Raw genomic sequence first — 19813 nt, 5'->3', positions numbered from 1 at the left:
TCACACTGGCCGTTCGCCCACCACAAGGAGCACCCTGAAAATGCGATTCGCACTCCGAACCGGCGGTTTCGCCGTCGTCGCGGCACTGGCCGCCGCGGTGACCGCGTTACAGCCCGACGCGGCCCCGCAATCGAGCTCCCTCTCCGCGGCGCAACCGGGCGACCTCCCGGCGGACCTCGCGCTCGTCCCGGCCGACGCGGTCGGGTTCGTCCACGTCGGGCTCGCGGAACTGTGGAAGAACGAGGTGATGGACGGGTTCCGCAAGACGTGGGAAAAGGCCGGGCCGAAGGCCCTTTCCGCCCTCGACGCGCAGTTCATCCCCGCGCCGTCCTCGATCTCGCGCGGCACCGCGTTCGTGATGCTGGACGACAAGAAGAAGCCGCAAGCGGTCGGCATCCTGGCGTTCTCCGCCGCGTTCGATCCGGCGAAAGTGGTGAAACTGTACCTGCCCAACAACACCACCGAGAAGGTGGGCTCGAAGACGGTGTACCGCACGCCGGACCACGAGGTGGAACTCTACTTCCCCGACGACAAACACATCGTCATCGGCTACGGCGGGTCGCTCAACTACTACCTCTCCAAAGAACCCGCCAAGGACGGCCCGCTGACCCCGGCGATCAAGCTCGCCGCGTCCGGCAAGGTGCTAGTCGCGTCGGCCGATATCTCGGCGCTGCCGATCCCGCCGAACGCCTTCAAGGACGTCCCGCCCGAGGGCCGCGCGATCCTGCAAGCGAAGCAGCTCACGCTCGCGGTGGACCTCGGCGCCGACGCCCGGGTCGACCTGCGCGCGACCTACGCGGACGTCGCCGCCGCTCAGGGCGCGGAGAAAGCGGTGAAGGATCTGGCCGAACTGGGCCGCAAGGAACTGGCGAAATCGAAGAAGGAACTGGAAGACAAGCTCTACGACCCGAAGATCAAGTCCCCGCGCCCGCCGAGCGACCTGCCCGAAGCGATGGCCACGGTGTTCGGGCTCGGCGCGATCAACCGGCTCGACGAGATCCTGACCGACCCGAAGTTCATCACCCGCAACAACACGGAACTCGCGCTGGCGGTGCCGCTGCCCAAGGAACTGCTCGTCGTCGGCAGCGGGTTCGTCGCGCTCGGGGCCGCGCTCGTCCTCCCCGCGGTGCAAAAGGTACGCGAGGCCGCGGCGCGCATGCAGAGTTCCAACAACCTGAAGCAGCTCGGGCTGGCGATCCACAACTACCACGACGCCAACGGCCACTTGCCCCAGGACATCGTGGACAAGAACGGGAAACCGATTTTGAGCTGGCGCGTCGCGATCCTGCCGTACATCGAGCAAGCCAACCTCTACAACCAGTTTAAACTCGACGAGCCGTGGGATAGTGCCAACAACAAGCCACTCTCGCAGGTGATGATTAAGACCTTCGTCTCACCGAACGGCGCCTTTCCCGATAAGCCCGAATTCGGGCTCACGCACTACCGCGCCGTGAGCGGCCCGGGCGCCGCGTTCGAGGCGGGCAAGAAGCTCAAACTCACCGATTTCACCGACGGCACCTCGAACACAATTATGGTGATCGAGACCAACGATGCGGTGCCGTGGGCGAAGCCGGGCGACTACCCGTTCGACCCGAAGAAGGCGCTCCCGAAGATCAACCCGGTGGGCGCCCAAAAGGTGTTCCAGGCGCTCTTCGGCGACGGCTCCGTCCGCGCGATCAGCACGGCGGTCGATGAGAAGACGCTCAAGGCGTTCTTCACCCGCGACGGCGGCGAGGTCATCAACGAGAAGGAATAGCCCGACTTCCGAATTACGAGCCGCGACCGCGAGGGAGCGGGAGACACCCGCGGTTCTCGATGGCCGCATCCGGCACGGGAGGCCGCCGTCCCGCTCCCTCGCGGTCGCGGCTCGTAATTCGGTGCCACGTTGCCACCGGTAAGTGTTCGCTTTGCGGACGCCTCGGTATCGGCTAAACTTTGTGGAAGCCCGCGGCCCGGTCGCGGGCTTCGCTCGATTTGCGAGTGCCCTCCGAACGAGTCCCACCCCATGCACTTCCCCCTTTCGCGCCGCGAAATGCTCCTCCGTACCGCCAACGGGTTCGGCGCCGCCGCGCTCGCGGCCCTGCTGGAGCAGGACGGGCGCGCCGTTGACACGGCCCGGTCCCCCAACGACCCGTTCGCCCCGAAGAAGCCCCACTTCGCGGCGAAGGCGAAGTCGGTCATCTTCCTGTTCATGGACGGCGGGCCGAGCCAGGTCGACACGTTCGACCCCAAACCGGCGCTCGAAAAGTACCACGGCAAGCCGTTCCCCACGAAGGTGGAACCGACGCAGTTCAACAACGTCGGCAACACGCTCGCCAGCCCGTGGAAGTTCAAGAAGTACGGTCAGTGCGGGATGCCCGTGAGCGACCTGTTCCCGCACGTCGGCGCCCGCGCGGACGACCTCGCGGTGATCCGCTCGATGGTCGCCAACTTCTCCGAGCACACCAACGCGAACTACTTCTGGCACAGCGGCCACGGTCAGCAGGGGCGCCCGAGCTTCGGCTCGTGGGTGACCTACGGTTTGGGAAGCGAGAGCCGCGACCTCCCCGGCTTCGTCGTCCTCGGGAGCGGGCTGATCCCGCCCGGCGGCGCCGACTGCTTCGGCAACGGGTTCCTTCCCGCGTCGTACCAGGGTTCCATCTTCCGCAACGGCGCGCACCCGGTCGCGGACATCACCCCGCCCGGCGGCGAGAGCGCGAAAACGCGGACCGCCAAGCGCGACCTGCTCCGCAAGCTCGACGCGGCGGCGAAGGACAAGTTCGGCGACAGCGACCCGCTCGACGCGGCCATCGCGAACTACGAACTGGCGTTCCGGATGCAAACGGCGGTGCCCGAACTCGCGGACCTGAGCAAGGAAACCACCGAGACGCAGAAGCTCTACGGCCTCGACGACCCGAAGACCGAAATATTCGGGCGCCAGTGCCTCGTCGCCCGGCGCCTCGTTCAGCGCGGGGTGCGTTTCGTGGAACTGCTCTGTCCGAACCTCGGGCACGACCGCTGGGACCAGCACTCGAACCTGAAGCGCGGGCACGAGGAGAACGCCCGGGCCGTGGACAAGCCCATCGCGGGCCTGCTCGCCGACCTGAAACGAACAGGGCTGCTGAACGAAACGCTCGTGATTTGGGGCGGCGAGTTCGGGCGCACGCCGGTCGCCCAGGGCAGCGACGGGCGCGACCACAACCCGTTCGGGTTCTCGATGTGGATGGCCGGCGGCGGAACGAAGGGCGGCACGATCTACGGCGAAACCGACGACTTCGGGTACCACGCGGTCAAGGACAAGGTGCAGGTCCACGACCTCCACGCGACCGCGCTGCACCTGCTCGGCTTCGACCACAAGAAGCTGACCTACCGCTTCGGCGGGCGCGACATGCGCCTCACCGACGTCCACGGCGAACTGATCGAGAAAGTGCTGGCATGAGGAAGAGGAACGGCCGCGTGAGGAGTAGGGTGAACCCCGCTCGCAAGAGCGGGGGTAGGAGGCACCCGCCGCCCTTGCGGGCGGGGTTCACGCCGGTTACTTGCCGAAGTCCACCCGGACCACTTCGCCCGGCGCACCGGTCACTTCGCGCGACATCTCCACCGTCTGTCCGCGTTCCAGCCAGCGCGCCGTGATCGTGTACTTGTACGCCTGCCCCGCTTCGAGCGGCGGGGACTCGAAGATGCGGTCGGTGCCGGTCTGCGCGGTCTTCTTCCCGTCCACGAACACGTCGGCCGTGGGTTGCGGCACCTTCACGGACAGGATGAGGCTCCCGCCGTTCTTCGCCGCGGGCACGGGCGCGACCGGTCCGCTGCTGAACTGCTCCACCGTGGGCCACACGGACACGTTCAGGTGCCGCGGGCGCGGCGACGCAGCGTAGATCCCCACCCACCCGTACCCGGCGAACCCGGGTGTGGCGCGCCACTGTCGCACGAGGTCGTTGTTGCCGAACACCCCCGGGACCGGGCCGTACACGGGCACCGGCGGACCGTAGAGGCTCAGCCCGTTCGACCACACGCTCCCCGCGCGCCCGGGAGAGCCGAAGTACGGGTACCCGAACCCGTAGTACCCGGGATAGCCGTACCCGAAGCCGGGGTACCCGTAGCCGTAGCCGGCGAACCCACCGTAGCCGTAGCGGAGGGGCGGCGGGTACCCGACGAACGGGCCGCCGTAAAGCCCGGGGTAGCTCCACGCGGGCGCGACCCGCGGACCGTAGGGGTACCCGTGGGTCACCCCCACACCGAGGAAGACGTGTTGGGCGCTCCCGATGCTGGGTAGCACCAGGCACGCCGCGACCGCCAAACCGAACGCGCGCATCTTCACGGTTGTTACTCCTTCCGGCTCCCCACTGAAATGATTCGACCCGCCGCGAGCGTTGCGCTCAGGGCGGGTCCGAAGGGAACCGGAAGTTCGGCGGTGTGTCACGGTTTCGGCGGCACGGTCGGCGCGGCCGGTGCGAGCGGTGCCGCTGGCCCATTCGGTGTCAGCTTCGTGGGCGCATTTACCGTTTGTGCGGACGGGGTAAGGATGACCATGCGGGCCTCCCCGAGCCGCCCGTCGGCGGTGTGCCCGGCGACGATCAGTCGGTAGCCGCCTGGCGCGTTGCCGAGCTGAAAGTTCAGCGTGGTCCGCCCGTCCGTCGGGAGAACGATGACGGGTTGCCAGAGAATCGTGTCCGGCGCGTCCATCATCGAGTCGGAGAACGAAGCGGATCCGGGGCGCGGGGCCGCGAACTCGCGCACGACGAGCGGCGTGGTCGGCGTTGCGGACGCCCGGAGCTGTTGGAGCGCGAGCACTTCGACGCGCGATGCGTCCTGCGCGGTTTGAGCCATCATGTTGTCCTGCGCGGCCCCGGCCGCCCCCCGTGCGGCCAGACACGCATCTAGCGACTCGGTAATCACCCGCTGGCGCTCACTCGTGTACCGCGCAACTTTGTCGTTGTCCTTCCTCAGAGAATCGACGCGCTCGTTGTACACCGTCGGCCCGCCAACGAAGCCCCCCACGGTCCCCATCGGACGGTGTTGGGTAAGATCCCCGATCGTAACCCCACTGCGGCTCATCGGGTTCCAACCGGTTGCTCCACCGGCAAGTGTTTTCGGCGCCCCCGGTTTCGCTTCGGGGCGCGTCTCCGGGCGCAGAGGGACAGGGGTCGTCGGTCCCCCCGGTCCGCCGCCCCCGTATCCCCCCCTCGGATCGGGCATGCGCCCAATGCTCGGGGGAGCGCCCGGCAAACCCGAAGGCGGATTCGGCGGCGATGGCGCGAAACCGGCCGATTTGGGCGGCGGTCCGCCGAACGATTCGACTTTGGAACCTCCACTCATCGGCACAGCCGTCCCGGGCGGGGCAAAGCTCGACTTCTCGGGGCCGTCATGTTTATTCGCCCCGAAGTTCTGCAACTGTGTGGGAGCAGCCACCACAGTGGCCGCGTCGAATTGCGGGGTCAACTTCATGTGAGGTTGTGGGGCAACGGGCGCGTCCGCGGCCGAGTCAAACACCGAATCTACGGGACGAGCCGCTTCCGCCTGTAGGATCGGTTTCGCTTGCACCTCGTGGCCCCAACCGGCAGCGACGAAGAGGAACGCGGCCAGCCCGAAAGAACCGATCGTGCTCGCCCCGAGTGGGAACCGTGTTTGGGGCCGCGCCACTGCCACCCCACCGCACAAAAGCGCGAGCGCGGCGAACCCGGCGACCCCGTACCACACCGCGGAGCGGAACTGTCGAATCGGCTCGCGGGCGCCTTCCGCACGTTCGTGCTTCTCGTCCGCGGTTCGCGCTGCGGTAGTCGCAACGCGCTCGGCTTCGCGGACCACCACCGTGTCGCGCGTGTCCTCGTGGGCCGCTTTCAAGCTGGTCCGCGCCCGACCGACGGCCTGAACCGCGCTCTCGTAAAGCGGGGCATACGTCTCGGCGATCCGGCGGTACTCGCGCGCCGCGGTCGGTTCGGCGAACACTTGGTACTGGCCGTTCTGCACCATCATCCGGGTCAGTTCCTGGTTCCGCGGCGGTGGGGGCGAGGATTTGCCCGCCACCTTCGCTTGCTCCGCGAACCGGCGCCAGCCCTGTGTGCCGAGTACGAGATCCAGCGCTTCGCCCGCGAGCTTGTGATCGGTCAGCAGGAAGTCGGCGAACTCCAGTTCTTCGGGGCTCTTCACGTCGCCCGCGAGCAGGAAGTGCGTCGGCATCGTGCGGTCCTTCGCGCCCGGCGCGGCGCCCGTGTTGACCACCGCCGCCCACAGGATCGCGGCCACGGGATTGTTCTTCTCGTCGGTCGCCGAGATCGTGCAAGTCACGCTGTCGTCCGCGGCGACCACACGTTTCGCCGTGCTCTGAGGGGCCGCTTGTGCGAAACCCGTCTGCAAACTGGGGGTGACACCGAGGGCCAAGTTGAGAACCTCACCGGGGCGCCGGAAGACGAGGCGCTCCGCGACCGGCTTCAGGTCGGGCTTCTCGTCGCCGCCCTTCACGTCCTTGGGGTCCATTTCCTCGAACGCGGTGATGCGAACCACGCCGCCACGCCCGCCGGTGAGCGGGTCCGTACCGGCCATCAGCTTCACTTCCGTGAGCTGTTCGGGCTCGACCGTCACCCGCTGCGTGTCGCAGAGTCGTCCCCGGATGTACGCCCCCACGACCAGCGTGCGCGAGCCACCGACCGAGCGCAGGTGAACGCGAATCGGTTGCCCCGGTGCCGTGATCGTGTCCGGCACGCTCATCACCACACCTTCGAGTTGCGTCTCCGGGAGCACGAACCCGGTCCGTGCGGCAACCGCGCCCGCCCCGCCCACGAGGGCGACCGACGACGTGTGAACCGGTCCGTCTACAATGGGCGCGTAAACCGTGTTCGGCGCGTCGAGTTTCAACCACGTGCGGATCCCGGCTTGCGGGATGAAAGTGAACGAGGCCAGCCCGCGGTTCGCGCCGGGCGTCCCGTCGTCACGGAGCGTTTTGACGGTCGCGAGCGTTTCCCTGCCGTCGGTAATGATCCCGCTAATGTCCACCGGCTGACCGGCGGGCGTGGTGGCGCGAACGTACACCTTGCACGGCACCCCCGCGACGATCTTGTCCCCAGACTCCGGGAAGAACTCGACGAAGAGCCGCCGACCGACCACGGGCACGCGGTCCGCGACCATTTCGCTGCGCCCGCCGGCCCGGAACGCGACCTTCAGGCGCACGTCGCCGTTGGTCAACTCCTCTGGCAGCGCGAAGCGGACACGCGCGCGCCCTTGAGCGTCGGTCCTCGGCGCGACCTCCACCCCATCAAGAGTGACGCCGTCGACTTCGACCGCGACCCCGGCCACTTCTGCGTCCGCGACGGGTTTTTCCTGGAAACTCAGGTCCGCCCACGCCTCCACCGTGTCGCCCGGGCAGAAGGACTTGCCCGCGAACCCGATCAGCTTACCGTAGTGGTCCGCCGTGCCGTTTCGGACCTTCACGGTGCGAGTGACCGGCATCGGGAGCGTGGGCGTGAACCCGCCCGAGGGTTGAGGGAGTTCGTGGAGGACGAGCGTGTAGTCGCCGTCCGCGAGGTCCGCGGGGAGCACGAATTCGCCACACCCGACGCCGCGGATCGGGCGCCCGTCGGCGGTACGAATCGGCTCGACGCGCCCGTTCGCCCCACCGGTCACGCGCACGAGGTCGGTGCAGCCCATCGCAACCAGACCAGGGAGCGGGCGCCCGAAGTGGTTGTTCCCGGAAACGAGGTCGTAGCGGAGGATCTGTTCGCGCTGCGGTGGCCGGAGCGTGACGCGGTCGAGCGTGAGCGAGCGGAAGAAAAGGCGCTCGCCGGGCCGGTACGTGTGCTTGTCGGTCACGAGGAGCGTGGTGAACACGGGGCCGGCGAGCCGCACCTCCTGGATCGGCGTGCGGACGTTGGTCTTCTCGTCCACCTGCGCGACGACGAGCGTGAGGTCGTCGTCCGGCTTCACCTTCGTCCACACGCTGGCGGGGAGCCGGATCTCGTGCCGGTTCCCGCGCTTCTCGTGGTCGAGTTCCTGGGTGTAGAGGACCGCGTCGCTGCTGCGCACCTCGGCGACCATCTTCCGGCGCGACGCCCACACGTCGCGCTCGTCCCGCACGACGACGAAGAAGTCGTTGGGCGCGCCCGGCTGAACGGTCGCGGGCTTCTGCACGTCGATCGTGAGTTTGCGGTTGGTCGTGGCTTCGACCGCGGCCTTTTGCGCGTCCATCCATTTATCGAGGAGCGCGGCCTGCCCTTGTTCCGCGGTCGTGAGTTTAAGTTCCGCTTCCTTCAGCCGGCCGTCGCGCACGTTCTGGGCGCTGGCGACCGCGAGTTTGGCGTCGTCCGCTTCGCGGTCCGCGACTTCTGCACTACGCTGGGCGACCGCGGCGCGCTCGTGAATGTTCAGAACCGGCACGACGGTTCCCGGGATCGCGATCAACACCGCAACGGCCACAGCCCACGGGAGCGCAACGGCCAGCCGGCGCAACATGCGGCCACTTTGATGGTCGGCGGGCGCCTGCGAAAGCGGGACTGACGGGGCGGCGAGGGTCGGCGTGCGGGTGTGCGACTTCTGCGGCGCGGGGGCCGGCGGCTCGAACTTCGTGTTCGGGAACGCGGACTTCGCAGCTCGCGCGAACAATCCCTGAACGCGAGCGGTTTCGGCACGCGCGTCGCTGCACTGGGGGCAGTTCGCGAGGTGCGCGTCGACCTCCGCGGCCTCGCTCCCTTCGAGGAGACCGTACAGGTGGTCGAGCAACAGGGTTTGGCAGTGTTCGCAGTTCATCGTCGTCTCGTCCCGGCGGGCGGGTCGGGTCTGTTTTGTCCGTGTCACGCGCCTGGGTCGGGTCTCACCCCCGGCCACTGGTGGCTAACATTTGCTAACATTTCGGCCCTCCAGGGCCTCCCTCCCAACGCGCTCCCTGCTCGTTACTGATACCGTCTACGAACCGTCAGTCTAAAGCACTCGCGAACCATTCCGACTAGCTACAGGCTCCACTAGCTCTTGACGCGCTCGAAGCGCCGGGGTTCGAGGGGTTCCGCGCACTTGAGTACGAGAACGGCCCCATCCAACCTCACGAGCGGCATCTCAACGGTCTTCCCGATAAGTTCCTTGTCGTCGGCTTCGGCGCATTTCCAAACCAAAACCGGCGCTTGTGCGTCCCCGCGAATCGCCCATTTTCCTCTGCTAACATTCGGTACGGGGCCGGCTCCCCTCCACTCATACGTCCCATCCGCTCGGAACGTGAGGCGGCCGTCGCACGGTCCGCCGAGCCATTCACCCTGTAACTTCGCGGCCACAGCCGCCTGTTCCTTCTCAGCTTTAGCACGTTCGGCCGGCACCGGGGCAGCGGCCCCGGGCGTAGCACAAAGTACAACGAAGAGGGCCGCAAAAGTGCCCCGGATTGTGCTCACGAACATGGCTCTTCCTCAGTAGCCCCGGCCGGATTGAGCACCTTGCGGAGTTTAATGAGAGCGGTGCGCATCTGGGTCTTCACGGTGCCCACGGGTGCGCTCCGGATCTCGGCGATCTGCTCGTAAGTGAGATCGCCGTTTTGTCGCAGCAGGAACACTTCTTTTTCGTCCTGGCGCAACTGCGAGATCGCCTGGCGGAGCCGGTCGAGGGCTTCCTGGTCCTCGGCGACCCGGCCCGGCGCTTCATCCCGCGTCGGCAGCATCACGTCGTCCTCTGGGAGCGGTCGGCTCTTGCGGTTCCACGCGCTGCGCTGGAAGTCCTTGGCGGCATTCAGCCCCACGCGGAAGATCCACGCGCGCAGGTTCTGCACGTCGGGCACCGAGCTGCGCGCCCGCCAGCACTTGAGGAACGCTTCCTGGGCCGCGTCCTGCGCGTCGTCGGCGTTCCCGAGCAGGTACAGCAGGGTACTCACGAGTTCGTCGCGTACCTGGTTGAAGGTGGCCACGAGCGTGTCGTCGCTGGGGCGGTCCGCCGATGTGGGCGGACCGACGACGGGCGCGTCCGGGGCGGGGTCCGAGCCCGCGATCGGCCGCGAAATCGGGGGCGCGCCGGGTTTGGCCATATCCTCCTACCAACTAGACGACGACCGACCCCGAACCGATTGGCGAAATGCCGGGAGACAGAGAAGGCACCAACGCATGGTATCGGCGCCCGGCGCGCAACGGCAAGCGGAAAGGGCGGGGCGGGGCGAATGTAACAAGGCGTAACGGCGAGAGGTCAACCATGCAATCGCGCTGATCCGCCAGGGGTTTCGCGTTGGTGTCGTTGATTGCGTGGCCAGTCCGCGTGATCGCATAACGCGCCAGGGCATTCGCGTTGGGCGCGGCCGGTATCATTGATCGCGTAGCCCGGTTTCGCGTTGAGGCCCGCCAGGGGTTTCGCGTTGCTCCACCCCTGGCTACGCGCCTGCGCCCCTACCGGGGCTGAAGAGGGGTTTATGCCGCAATCATTCACGCGCCTGCACTACCATCTCGTATTCAGCACCAAGTACCGCATGCCCGTGATTACCGACGAGATGCGCCCGCGGTTGTGGAACTACCTGGGTGGGATTGTTCGTGAGGAAGGCGGAGTGCCGGTGGCAATTGGTGGGACCGCCGACCACGTCCATTTGCTTGTTACACTCCGTCAACAGCCAGCACTTTCGGATGTACTACGTCACCTCAAGGCCGGTTCGTCAGGTTGGGTTCACGATATGTTCCCAGAAGTAGATAACTTCTGGTGGCAAACCGGCTACGGCGCGTTCACCGTGAGCCACTCCGGGATCGATAAGGTTGCAGCGTACATCGCGAACCAAGAAGAGCATCACAAACACCGAACGTTCCAAGACGAATTCCGCACGTTGCTCACCAAACACGGGCATGAATTTGCTGAGGAAGACCTTTGGGATTAATACCCCTCTTCAGCCCCGGTAGGGGCGCAGGCGCGTAGCCAGGGGTGGAGCAACGCGAAACCCCTGGCGGGCTACGCGATCACGCGAATGGGTCACGCAATCAACGGTACCAACGCGCCCCTCCCCGACGGGCCAATACCCCACGCGAAACCGGGCTACGCAATCAACGATACCAACGCGAACCCCCTGGCGCGCTAGCACGTTATCTTTGATTGCGCTCCCGCCCTACCCCGCCTTCTTCAGCCCCGCGGGCGCGTCCGGGGCGTTGTCCGCGACGTGTTTGAGCAACTTCTCCCAGGCATCGTCGCTGAAAGGCGTGTCGCGTGCGATGCGCTGGAGGTCGGCGAGCAGTTCGGCCGCGGACTGATACGGCTGCGCCGCCGCGACCGTATCCGCCATCGGTGGTTCCGCGTCCGCTTCCAGGCGCCGGATCACGGCCCACAGCGATTCCGGGAAGCCCTTCGTTTTCGCCACGCGCTTCCGACCGGCGAGCTGTGACCACCCGAACGCGACCTGCCCGAACGCTCGCAAGTCGGCCGCGAACGTGGCGTCGCTCGTTTCCGGACCGGCGGGACCGATCAACCACGACGGTTCGCCGAAGCCGGTCACCTTCAGCACACCGTCGGACGTGAGAACGAACGAATCGGACGTGAGCCGGCCGTGTGCCAGCCCCACGCGGTGGGCCGCGTCGAGGGCGCCGGCGGCCATCGTCGCGAGCCGGACCCAGCACCCGGGGTGCGCGGCGAACGCGGGCCAGTCCGCGCTGAACAGCCCCGTCAGCCACTCTTGAAGGACGGCCGGTCGGCCGTTGATGTCGAGCACCTCGACGATGCCCGCGAGGTGCGGGCTGGCGGCGTCGCGTGCGGCCGAGAACCGCTGCCGGAACTCGTCCGGGTGAACCGCGTCCTGCATCTCGGCTTCGCTGAGGTGGCGCAGGAGGTACAGCCCGCCGGACTTCTCGCCGGTGCGCTTCGGGTCGTGAACGCGATAAATCGCTTCCTTGGGCGCAACGCGGAGCCGGTCGATAACGCGGAACCGGCCGAGCACGAGTGAGTCGAGGTTCCCGGCCTCGATAAGTGCGAGCTGGTACAGCGTGATGGCGCCGCTCGCGAGTAGCACCTGACGCAGTGTCCGGCGCTGGCGGGTGGCCTCTTCCCAAAGCGCGGTGAGTGTGTCCGGATCGACCAGCCCCGACGACCGCAGCAGTTCGCCGAGTTGCCGGTCGCCCGGTTCGAGTTCTTCGAGAACGGTTTCGGCTCCGCGCGGCACTACTCCAGTGGGAAGCGGCGTGCTGTCACCTGTGTCCGCCAGACGCGGGAGCGCCGGTTCGGGTTCCGACTCGGTGCCCCGCGCGCCGCGTTCGGCGTTCCCGCGCGCGAGTTCGCGCAACTTCTTGCGGTACCACTCGCGCATGTCGGAGAGGTGGCGCTCCATCTCCGTCCGTCGAGCGGTGAACTCCTCGCGCTCGCGCCGGAGCCGGTCGGTTTCTTCTGCCAGCTTCTGCGTCGCGTCAGCGGCGGCGGTCGCGGCTTCGGCGGCGGCGGCTTGCTTCGCGTCGAGCCGCGTTTCGCTCGAACTCAGCAGGCGCCGCATCTCGGCCACGGTGCCCTGCCATTCGATCAGCTGCTGTCGGAACGCGGTGACCGCGAGCCGGTGCTCGTCCTTCGCGCGGTCGAGTTCTTCGTTCTTCTCGCGCAGGCGCTCGCTCTCTTCGCGGATCTGCGCGCGGGCTGCTTCGAGATCGGTACGGCTCGTGCGGGCGAACTCGTTCAACTCATTGAGGTGTCCGCGGAGCATGTCGCGTGCGCCGGCGAGTCGGTCGAGGGCCAGTTTCGCCTGTTCGTCGAGTTCCGGGGCCTGGGTGCGAAGAGCTTCGAGGTCCGCTTCGACCTCGGTGCGGAAGCGCGCCAGTTGGTCGCGTGCGGCTTGGTCGGCCTCCAGCGCCGCGGCGCGATCGGCCTCCCACGTCGCCCGTGCCGCAGCCAGCGACTTGCGTTCCGCCGCGACCGCCGCGCCCACGTCCTTGAGCCGGCCCACTTGCCGCGCGAGCGCCTGTTCCTTGTCGGCGAAGTCGACGGCCTGGCGTTCCACGCTCGCGGCCTGCGCAGCCAGTTCCAACCGGCGCGACGCGAGTTCGTCTTCGGCCGCCTGACGGGACGCTTCCAGGGCGGCGCGGGCTTCGTTCACGGACGCGCGCTCGGCCGCCATTTGACGGGCCAGATCGTCGAGCGCCTTCCCGCGCGTGTTCAGGTCTTCCGCGCGCCGGCGGAGTTGTTCTTGCAGCGCTTGCCGGGCCTCTTCGGACTGCGACATCGCCGCTTCGCGCTCGCGCACCGCCACGCGATCGGCTTCGAGCCGGCTTTGCAGATCAACCGCTTGCGTCATGCGGCCCTTGAGCATCCCGGCCTGTTCCGCGAACTCGGCCGATCGGACGTCCAGTTCCGTTTCGCGCTCCTGAATCCGCGTCGCTTCGGCCGCGAGCGCCTCTTTCTGCACGCGGATCTCTTCCAGCCCGGCCGTCAGGAGCGAATCGCGTTCGTCGAGCCGCTGGCGCTCCTGGTCCGCGTTCTCCTGCACCGCATTGAGTGCGGCGCGAACCTCTTCCGCTTCCTGAATGCGCCGGCGCAGTTCGGCCATCGACTCGTCTTCGCGCGCACGGGCGGCCGCGAGTTGCCACGCTTCGCGCTCCATGTCCTGCCGACTGCGGTCGAGCTTCGCGCGAAAGACTGCCACCACCGCCTGTTGCGCTTCGAGTTGCCCGGCGCGCTCGGCCAGAGTCGCGGTCTGGGTGTCGAGTTCCGCCTTCTGGCGGTCGAGCCGCTCGGCCTCGGCACGCAAACGTTCCTGTTCGCTCGCCGCGAGCCGGACAGTTTCTTCCCACTCGGCCGCGTCATAACGCAGTTGGTCGAGCCGCGCGTCCACTTCTTGCGTGCGGAGGGTCAGGTTGCGTTCCAGTTCTTCGGCCGCGGCCATCCGGCGCTCGAGCCGAACAAGGTCTTCCTGGAATCGGGCGCGTTCCGATTCGTACTCGTCGCGTGCGGTGCGGACCAATCCCTCGCGGTGCGTGACCACTTGCTCGCGCACATTGAGGTCGGTTTCCCACGACGTCAGGCGATCCGTCTCGGCCGCGCGCCGGGCCTCGAACGTGTCGCTCGCGCGCTCGAAGATGTCGCGATCGGCCGCGAACAGTTCGCGCTGGCGCGACAGTTCTTGCATCTGCACCGCGGTGCGAGCTTGTTCGGCACGAAGAGATTGCAGTTGCGGTTCAAAAGCCGTGCGCTCCCCCTCGAACGCCTCGCGATCGGTCCGGAGCTGTTCGCCCCGACGGGCCAACTCTTCGCGCTGCTTGCCGCATTCGTCCGTCCACTGCTGCTTCAACGCGACCAGTTCGTCGCGCGTGCGAGCGAGTTCGGCCTCGCGCGCCGCGGCTTCTTCGGCCCGGCGGTCGGCCAGTTCCTGCTCGATCGCGCGCCGGCGGTCGTGCCACAACGCGCGATCCGCTTCGAGTTCCTCGGCGAACTGGTCGAGGTCGCGCCGGCGGCGAATCAGTTCCGCGTCGCGTGCCTCCCACGACGCCCGGCGATCGGCTTCCTCTGCATCCAGAGCGCGTTTACGAGTTTCGAGGCGCTCGTATTCCGCCGTGAAGTCGGGCGCGGGCAGTTCCGGCTCGTCGTCGACCGGGGACGCGAGCGGCACCTCATCGAGCGAAGCGAACTTCGGCGCGATGTACGTAACCGGTGGTTCGGGAACCGCTTGCGCCGGGATCTGAACCACGACCACGACGCCCGCGACGTGAACAGTGTCCGTGTGCTGAAGGGGGTAAACCGCACCGGCCTGAATCGGCGAGCCGTTGAGTAATACCGGCATCGCGGCCGTTACGCGGCGAATGCCGACGAAGTCGGGCTTGCGCGTGAGTTGCACCACAACTAGCGGTGCCCCGGGAACGGTCAACCGCAGATCGCACCCCGCGGCGGCGCCGATGAGGAACTCTTCGCCCGTGAAATCGTAGCTAACCGCGCGCCCGATGCCCGTGCGCGCGTCGAGCCGGACCTTGGGAAGGTCGGGCCGGTCGCCGGGTGCGGGGTTCGGCAGCGGGGCCATCATGGTGAAGGTTCCATCCCTCCCGGAGAGCGGTCCGGGCGCGCCGTCATAGCGTGCGGATTCAGAGATTATGGAGATTGGAACGCATTCCGGGACCGTTGACAAGCCGAACTGCGCGGAGCCAAAAATGACGGCGATTCAAGTTGGGCCCTGACATCCATTTATGAACCCTCTCCAATTTTAAGGGCTTCCGTGTTCTTCACATCACGGTGGATTCTGGGGGGTACCAAAATACAGAGCCGGTTCACCGGCCGTGTACCGCGCCCCTCAAAGAGCGCTCCTCGAACCGAACTGCAGCCCCTGCTTGACCGTACATGTGGGAGAACCTAGCGTGATACCACGTCCGTCCTTGCGCCATCATCGATGAGGTCGTCGTGAAGCTGTCCGTTCCGCCGCCGCCACCACCGCCGCCCAGTGACGGAACCCCGGGGGCGGGCTCCCCCGAGGAACCGAACGAACAGCCCGACGCCACCGCGAGCGCGCCCGTCGAGCAACCCGCGGCCCCCGGCGCTCCGAAATCGAAGCCCGCGGTGTGGCCGAGTTGGTTCAGCGGCATCGACGCGGCCCTCGTCGGTCTGGTGGTGCTGTTCGCGTTCGTCGCGGCGTCGTTCGCGGCCCGCAACTCGGACCTGTGGCTCCACCTCGCGACCGGCAAGCGCCTGTTCGCGGGCGAATACGTCCCCGGCGGCAGCGACCCGTTCAGCTACAGCGCCGAGGGGCGCGCCTGGGTGAACCACAGTTGGCTCGCGGCCCCCGTGATGTACCTGCTGTACGGCGGGGACGGGGTGGTGCTCGTGGCCGCGAAAGCGCTGCTCGTCGCGCTCGCGTTCGGCCTGCTGATCGCGATCCGCCGGCCCCAATTCGCGCTCTGGCCGTGGGCCGCGGTCGCGTGCGTGGGGGTGCTCGCGGCGGCCCCCCAATTCACACTGCGCCCGCTCGTGGCGTCGATGCTGTTCTTCGCGGCCACACTGTTCCTGTTGTTCCGCGTGCCGCACAAAAAGGGCTCGAAGCAGTTCCCGATCGCCACCGGGGTCACGTTCTGGCTGTGGGCGAGTTGCGACCAGTGGTTCTTCGTCGGACCGCTCGCGCTGGCGCTCCTTCTGCTCGGCGACCTGATCCAGAAGTACGGCTTCAACGCGCCGGACGAACCCGAGGGCACTACCGACGCGGACGCGCTCGGCCGGTTGCCCGGCACCGCGGCGCTCGCGAAGGCGCTCGGGATCGGCCTCTTGGCCTGCACCCTGACCCCGAACCACGTCCGCGTGTGGCAACTCCCGTTCGAGCTGGTCGGCGCGCCCGGGGCCGCCTCGGACCCGAGTATGAAGCTGCTCCTTTCGGCCCCCTACGACATGGGCCTTTACGCCGAGAACCCGCAGCTCGGGTACAACGCGAACGGGTTGTGCTACGTTCTGCTCCTGGTACTCGGCGCCACGGTCGTCGCCCTGGCCGGTAGCCTGGGCGTCGGCCGGGTCCGCGTTTCGCACGTCGCGCTGTGGTTCGGCTTCGCGGTCCTGAGCCTCCTGAGCGTGTACGCCGTTCCGTTCTTCGTGCTGGTCGCGGTCCCGCTCGTGGCGGCGCAGTTGAACGCCTTCGGCGCGCGCGCCGAACTCAAGACGTGGGGCGACCCGCGCACCCGGCTGCTGCTGATCGCGTCGTCCGGCGGGCGCGTCCTCTCGGTCCTCGGCGTGTGCATTTTGTGCGTACTGGCGTACCCGGGCTGGGTCCACCCGGACGCGAGCACCCCGGCGCTCGCGCGGCGCGTGGCCTGGGCCGTTGAGCCCGACCGCGGGCTGGTTCAGGCGGCCGAGCAGCTCAACACGTGGCGCCAGGGCGGCGACCTCCCGGCCGAGGCCCGCGGGATCATCACGAACATCGATCTGGCGAACTACGCGGCCTGGTTCGCGCCGACCGAGAGGGTGCTCATCAACGGGCGCCTCAACCACCACCGGCGCGAGCTGGCGGACTACATCGCGCTCCGCCGGGGGTTCGGGCTGGTCCCGACCGAAAATGAACTGCCCCAGCAACGGGACGCGACCGACGTACTGGCCCGCCACAGCGCGGAGTACGTGGTCATGTCCGCCTCCGTCAACCCCGGCAGCAGCGCCCCGGACCCGCGCTTCGCGGCCCAGGTTCCCATCCTCGTGCTGTACCAGCAGTGGGGGACGTGGTCCGAGTGGTACACGGACGGGCGCACCGCGGTGTTCGGCTGGCGCCCGGAACCGACCGGGGCCGGCCCTCGTTCGCGGCCCTGCACCTGGACCCCGCGCTCAAGGCGTTCGGACCGGGGGTGAAGAAGGTACCGGACCCGGTGGTACAACAGCTCCTCGTCCAGGCCGGCTGGGAGGAGGCCTTCGTCCGCGCCCCGCGCCCCGCACCGGCGGGGGCGGTCGAGGCGTTCGGGTGGCTCGATTACAAGAACGCGCTGCTCCAGCGCCAGGTCATCCGCCAGAACTGGGTGCACCCCGCCACGGTCGGCTGGCTGGCGGGCCAACACACGTGGCACCACTTCGCCCTGCGCACGGCGGGGGCCCTGGAGCTGATCCAGATCGTGCCCCAGTACGCCGGGGCCGAGACCGAGGCCGCCGCGATGCGCGCCTTGCCCGTCCTGGCGCTCCGGGCCGCGCGCCGGGCCATCGCGGAGGACCCGGACCACCCGGACGGCTACTACGCCCTCGCCCACGCCCTGCGCGACACCGACCTCCCGTTCAGCGAGAGCGAGCGGTCGCTGGGGATGGTGGTCGCGTACCGCCAGTGCCTGAGCCGGTACCCGAAGGCCGACCGGTACGCGCGCGGGCAGTTCTCCGCGCGGGCGTCGCAGGTCGCCTTTGAGCTGGCCCAAACGTACCTCGGGCGGCGGCTCCCGTGGTCGGAACGGGGCCGGAACGCGATCGAGTTCACCGGGTTCCCGGTCGACGTGGCGCCGTTCCGGGACCGGCTCGGGATCGGGCAACCCGTCTTCCAAAACGTTGAGACCAAGGCGTACCAGCGCGCGGCTTTTAACGCGCCCAACGCGCCCCTGGCCCCTCTGTACAACGGGCTACCGTTCCTGCTCCCACTCGACACGGCGCGCGAGGCGCTCCAGACGGCCCTCGAATACGCCCCGATCGATTTCCCCAACGAGAGCGACGAGCAGAAGAAGTTCGCCAAGCAAATAGAAACCTATAAAACCGCCGTCGATAACCTGCTGATCCGGTACAAGGAGCGGTACGAGACGACCAAAGGGCTCTCGCCGAAGTTGCCCGCCCTCGTTATCAGCGCGATCCGGAACTGCATGCCGAGCGAGGCGCTCAACCTCCTGAACAACAAAGAACTGGACCCGGAATCCAACAAAGACGGGTATTTCACGGCCCTACAAATCGCACTCGAACTCGCTACCGGCCAAATCGAGAACGCCTCGGAAAGGCTCAAGAGGCTCTCCGAGCCGGACAACGCCAAGAAGCTCGAACAGTTGCCCGCACTCGAATCCATACAGGCTCTCAAATATCAGACCCTCATAATTGCCGGCGAGTACAAGGCGGCCGGCGATACCCTCGAGGCGCTCAGCCCCAACATCGGTCAATTGGACAAGCTCAAGAAGCCGCCCGGCCCCGAACTGCCGCTGGAATACGTGCAGCGCGTCATCGTCGCCGCGGGCCTCACCAAGAACCCGGAGAAGTTCCCCCCGCGGCTGCTCGCCCCGCCGCTCTCAATGATTCCGGGGCACGACCAGGTGCTCCACGCGCACATTTGGCTCAACACGTGGGACTCGTTGCGCGTGATGATCCAGCGGGGGATCCTCGAGCACCTGACTTCCGAGAGCCACTTTTTCACCCGCCGGGGCGTCCTGTTCCTTTTGGAGGGCGACGTCCCGTCCGCGAAAGAGCGGTTCAAGGAGTCGCTCCGCAAGCCCCCCGAAGGGTGGGGGCTGCCCTCAACGCACTCACCGCTCGCCGATCAGTACCTCCTGTTGATCGAACGGGCCGAGAAGAAAGCCGTCAAACCGTAAGTCGGCGCACGCGGAACCGCCCCGCGTGCGCCGGGCGAGGTGCTCATGTCGAACTGGACCGTGGCCGGCGTGCAGATGAGCTGCGCGCTCGGCGACCGCGCAGCGAACCGCGCCGCGCTCGTCACGAACCTGCGCCGGGCCGCCGAGCGCGGGGCGCAGCTCGTGGTGTTCCCGGAGTGCGTGCTCTCCGGGTACGGGTTCACGTCGCGCGCGCACGCCCTTAGTGCCGCGGAACCGCTCCCCGGCCCGAGCACCGAGTTCGTCGCGAAGGCGTGCGCCGAACTCGGCGTGTGGGCCGTCTTCGGGCTGCTCGAAAGCGCGCCCGGCGACAAGCTCTACAACGCCGCGGCGCTGGTCGGGCCGCGGGGTTTTGTCGCGGGCTATCGCAAGTTACACCTGCCCTGCCTCGGAGCGGACCGGTTCACCGATCCGGGCGACCGACCGCTCGCGGTCCACGACCTGGGCGGGCTGAAGATCGGGATGAACATCTGCTTTGATGGGAGCTTCCCCGAATCGGCCCGTATTCTTACGCTCCTCGGGGCGGACCTCGTCGTCCTCCCGACGAACTGGGCCACGAACGCCCGCAAGATGGCCGAACTGGTGTCCGCGGCGCGCGCGTGGGAAAACCACATTTATTACCTCGCGGTGAACCGGGTCGGCGACGAGAGCGGGTTCCGCTACATCGGCCTGAGTTCGGCCGCGGACTACACGGGCAACGTGCTCCACTTCGCCCCCGAGGGCGAAGAAGCGATCTTCACGATCGACGTGGATCCGGCGGCCGCGGCCCAGAAGCGCGTGGTAACGTGCGCCGGCGAATACGAGATCGACCGCGTGAACTGGCGGCGCCCGGAAATGTACGGCCCGCTGGTCGCGAACCCCGGCGCGTTCACCGGGCACTTCAACAAGTGACGCGGTAAAGAGTTTTGGAC

General features: G+C 67.6%; 11 protein-coding genes. 6 read left to right on the top strand and 5 right to left on the bottom strand.

Annotated features, from left to right (window positions below; genetic code table 11):
* The first annotated feature begins 40 nt into the window (after window positions 1–40).
* Both VT84_RS04225 and VT84_RS04220 read left to right on the top strand, forming a co-directional pair.
* Window positions 41–1756: a DUF1559 domain-containing protein gene (locus tag VT84_RS04225; protein ID WP_162271585.1), complete on the top strand. Its 1716-nt coding sequence runs from the start codon at window positions 41–43 to the stop codon at window positions 1754–1756.
* Window positions 1757–2005: 249 nt separating this feature from the next.
* Window positions 2006–3418 (top strand): DUF1501 domain-containing protein, encoded by a 1413-nt coding sequence (locus tag VT84_RS04220; RefSeq protein WP_082838631.1) that lies wholly within the window; start codon window positions 2006–2008, stop codon window positions 3416–3418.
* Window positions 3419–3514: 96 nt separating this feature from the next.
* On the opposite strand, the gene VT84_RS04215 is transcribed toward VT84_RS04220, so the two are convergent.
* The 4 genes from VT84_RS04215 to VT84_RS04200 form a co-directional block, all read right to left on the bottom strand.
* The gene (locus VT84_RS04215) at window positions 3515–4294 is read right to left on the bottom strand and encodes a TIGR03000 domain-containing protein (protein WP_239465901.1); all 780 of its coding nucleotides are present in this window, start codon (window positions 4292–4294) and stop codon (window positions 3515–3517) included.
* A gap of 104 nt (window positions 4295–4398) precedes the next feature.
* Window positions 4399–8718: a zf-HC2 domain-containing protein gene (locus VT84_RS04210; protein ID WP_082838630.1), complete on the bottom strand. Its 4320-nt coding sequence runs from the start codon at window positions 8716–8718 to the stop codon at window positions 4399–4401.
* A 212-nt stretch (window positions 8719–8930) separates the two neighbouring features.
* Window positions 8931–9353, bottom strand: a complete 423-nt coding sequence (locus VT84_RS04205; RefSeq protein WP_082838629.1) for a hypothetical protein — start codon at window positions 9351–9353, stop codon at window positions 8931–8933.
* The gene (locus VT84_RS04200) at window positions 9344–9970 is read right to left on the bottom strand and encodes an RNA polymerase sigma factor (protein ID WP_082838628.1); all 627 of its coding nucleotides are present in this window, start codon (window positions 9968–9970) and stop codon (window positions 9344–9346) included. Before VT84_RS04200 ends, VT84_RS04205 begins: the two co-directional genes overlap by 10 nt.
* Window positions 9971–10345: 375 nt before the next feature.
* Here VT84_RS04200 and tnpA point away from each other — a divergent pair, with 375 nt between their 5' ends.
* Window positions 10346–10798: an IS200/IS605 family transposase gene (tnpA, locus tag VT84_RS04195; protein WP_052553152.1), complete on the top strand. Its 453-nt coding sequence runs from the start codon at window positions 10346–10348 to the stop codon at window positions 10796–10798.
* Between the two features lie 225 nt (window positions 10799–11023).
* Here tnpA and VT84_RS04190 read toward each other — a convergent pair whose 3' ends face one another.
* On the bottom strand, window positions 11024–14902 hold the full coding sequence (locus tag VT84_RS04190) for a hypothetical protein (protein WP_082838627.1): 3879 nt from the start codon (window positions 14900–14902) through the stop codon (window positions 11024–11026).
* Between the two features lie 371 nt (window positions 14903–15273).
* Here VT84_RS04190 and VT84_RS04185 point away from each other — a divergent pair, with 371 nt between their 5' ends.
* The 3 genes from VT84_RS04185 to VT84_RS04180 are packed head-to-tail and all read left to right on the top strand — an operon-like array spanning window position 15274 to window position 19793.
* Window positions 15274–17190: a hypothetical protein gene (locus VT84_RS04185; RefSeq protein ID WP_082838626.1), complete on the top strand. Its 1917-nt coding sequence runs from the start codon at window positions 15274–15276 to the stop codon at window positions 17188–17190.
* Window positions 17187–18884, top strand: a complete 1698-nt coding sequence (locus VT84_RS38065; protein WP_162271584.1) for a hypothetical protein — start codon at window positions 17187–17189, stop codon at window positions 18882–18884. The genes VT84_RS04185 and VT84_RS38065 overlap by 4 nt, the downstream gene beginning before the upstream one ends.
* Before the next feature lie 45 nt (window positions 18885–18929).
* Window positions 18930–19793 (top strand): carbon-nitrogen hydrolase family protein, encoded by an 864-nt coding sequence (locus tag VT84_RS04180; protein ID WP_082838625.1) that lies wholly within the window; start codon window positions 18930–18932, stop codon window positions 19791–19793.
* Window positions 19794–19813 lie beyond the last annotated feature (20 nt).

The sequence above is a fragment of the Gemmata sp. SH-PL17 genome, assembly GCF_001610855.1.
Classification (GTDB): Bacteria; Planctomycetota; Planctomycetia; order Gemmatales; family Gemmataceae; genus Gemmata; species Gemmata massiliana.
Note: the sequence above shows the minus strand (reverse complement) of the source record. Positions and strands in the feature narration are given on the sequence as shown.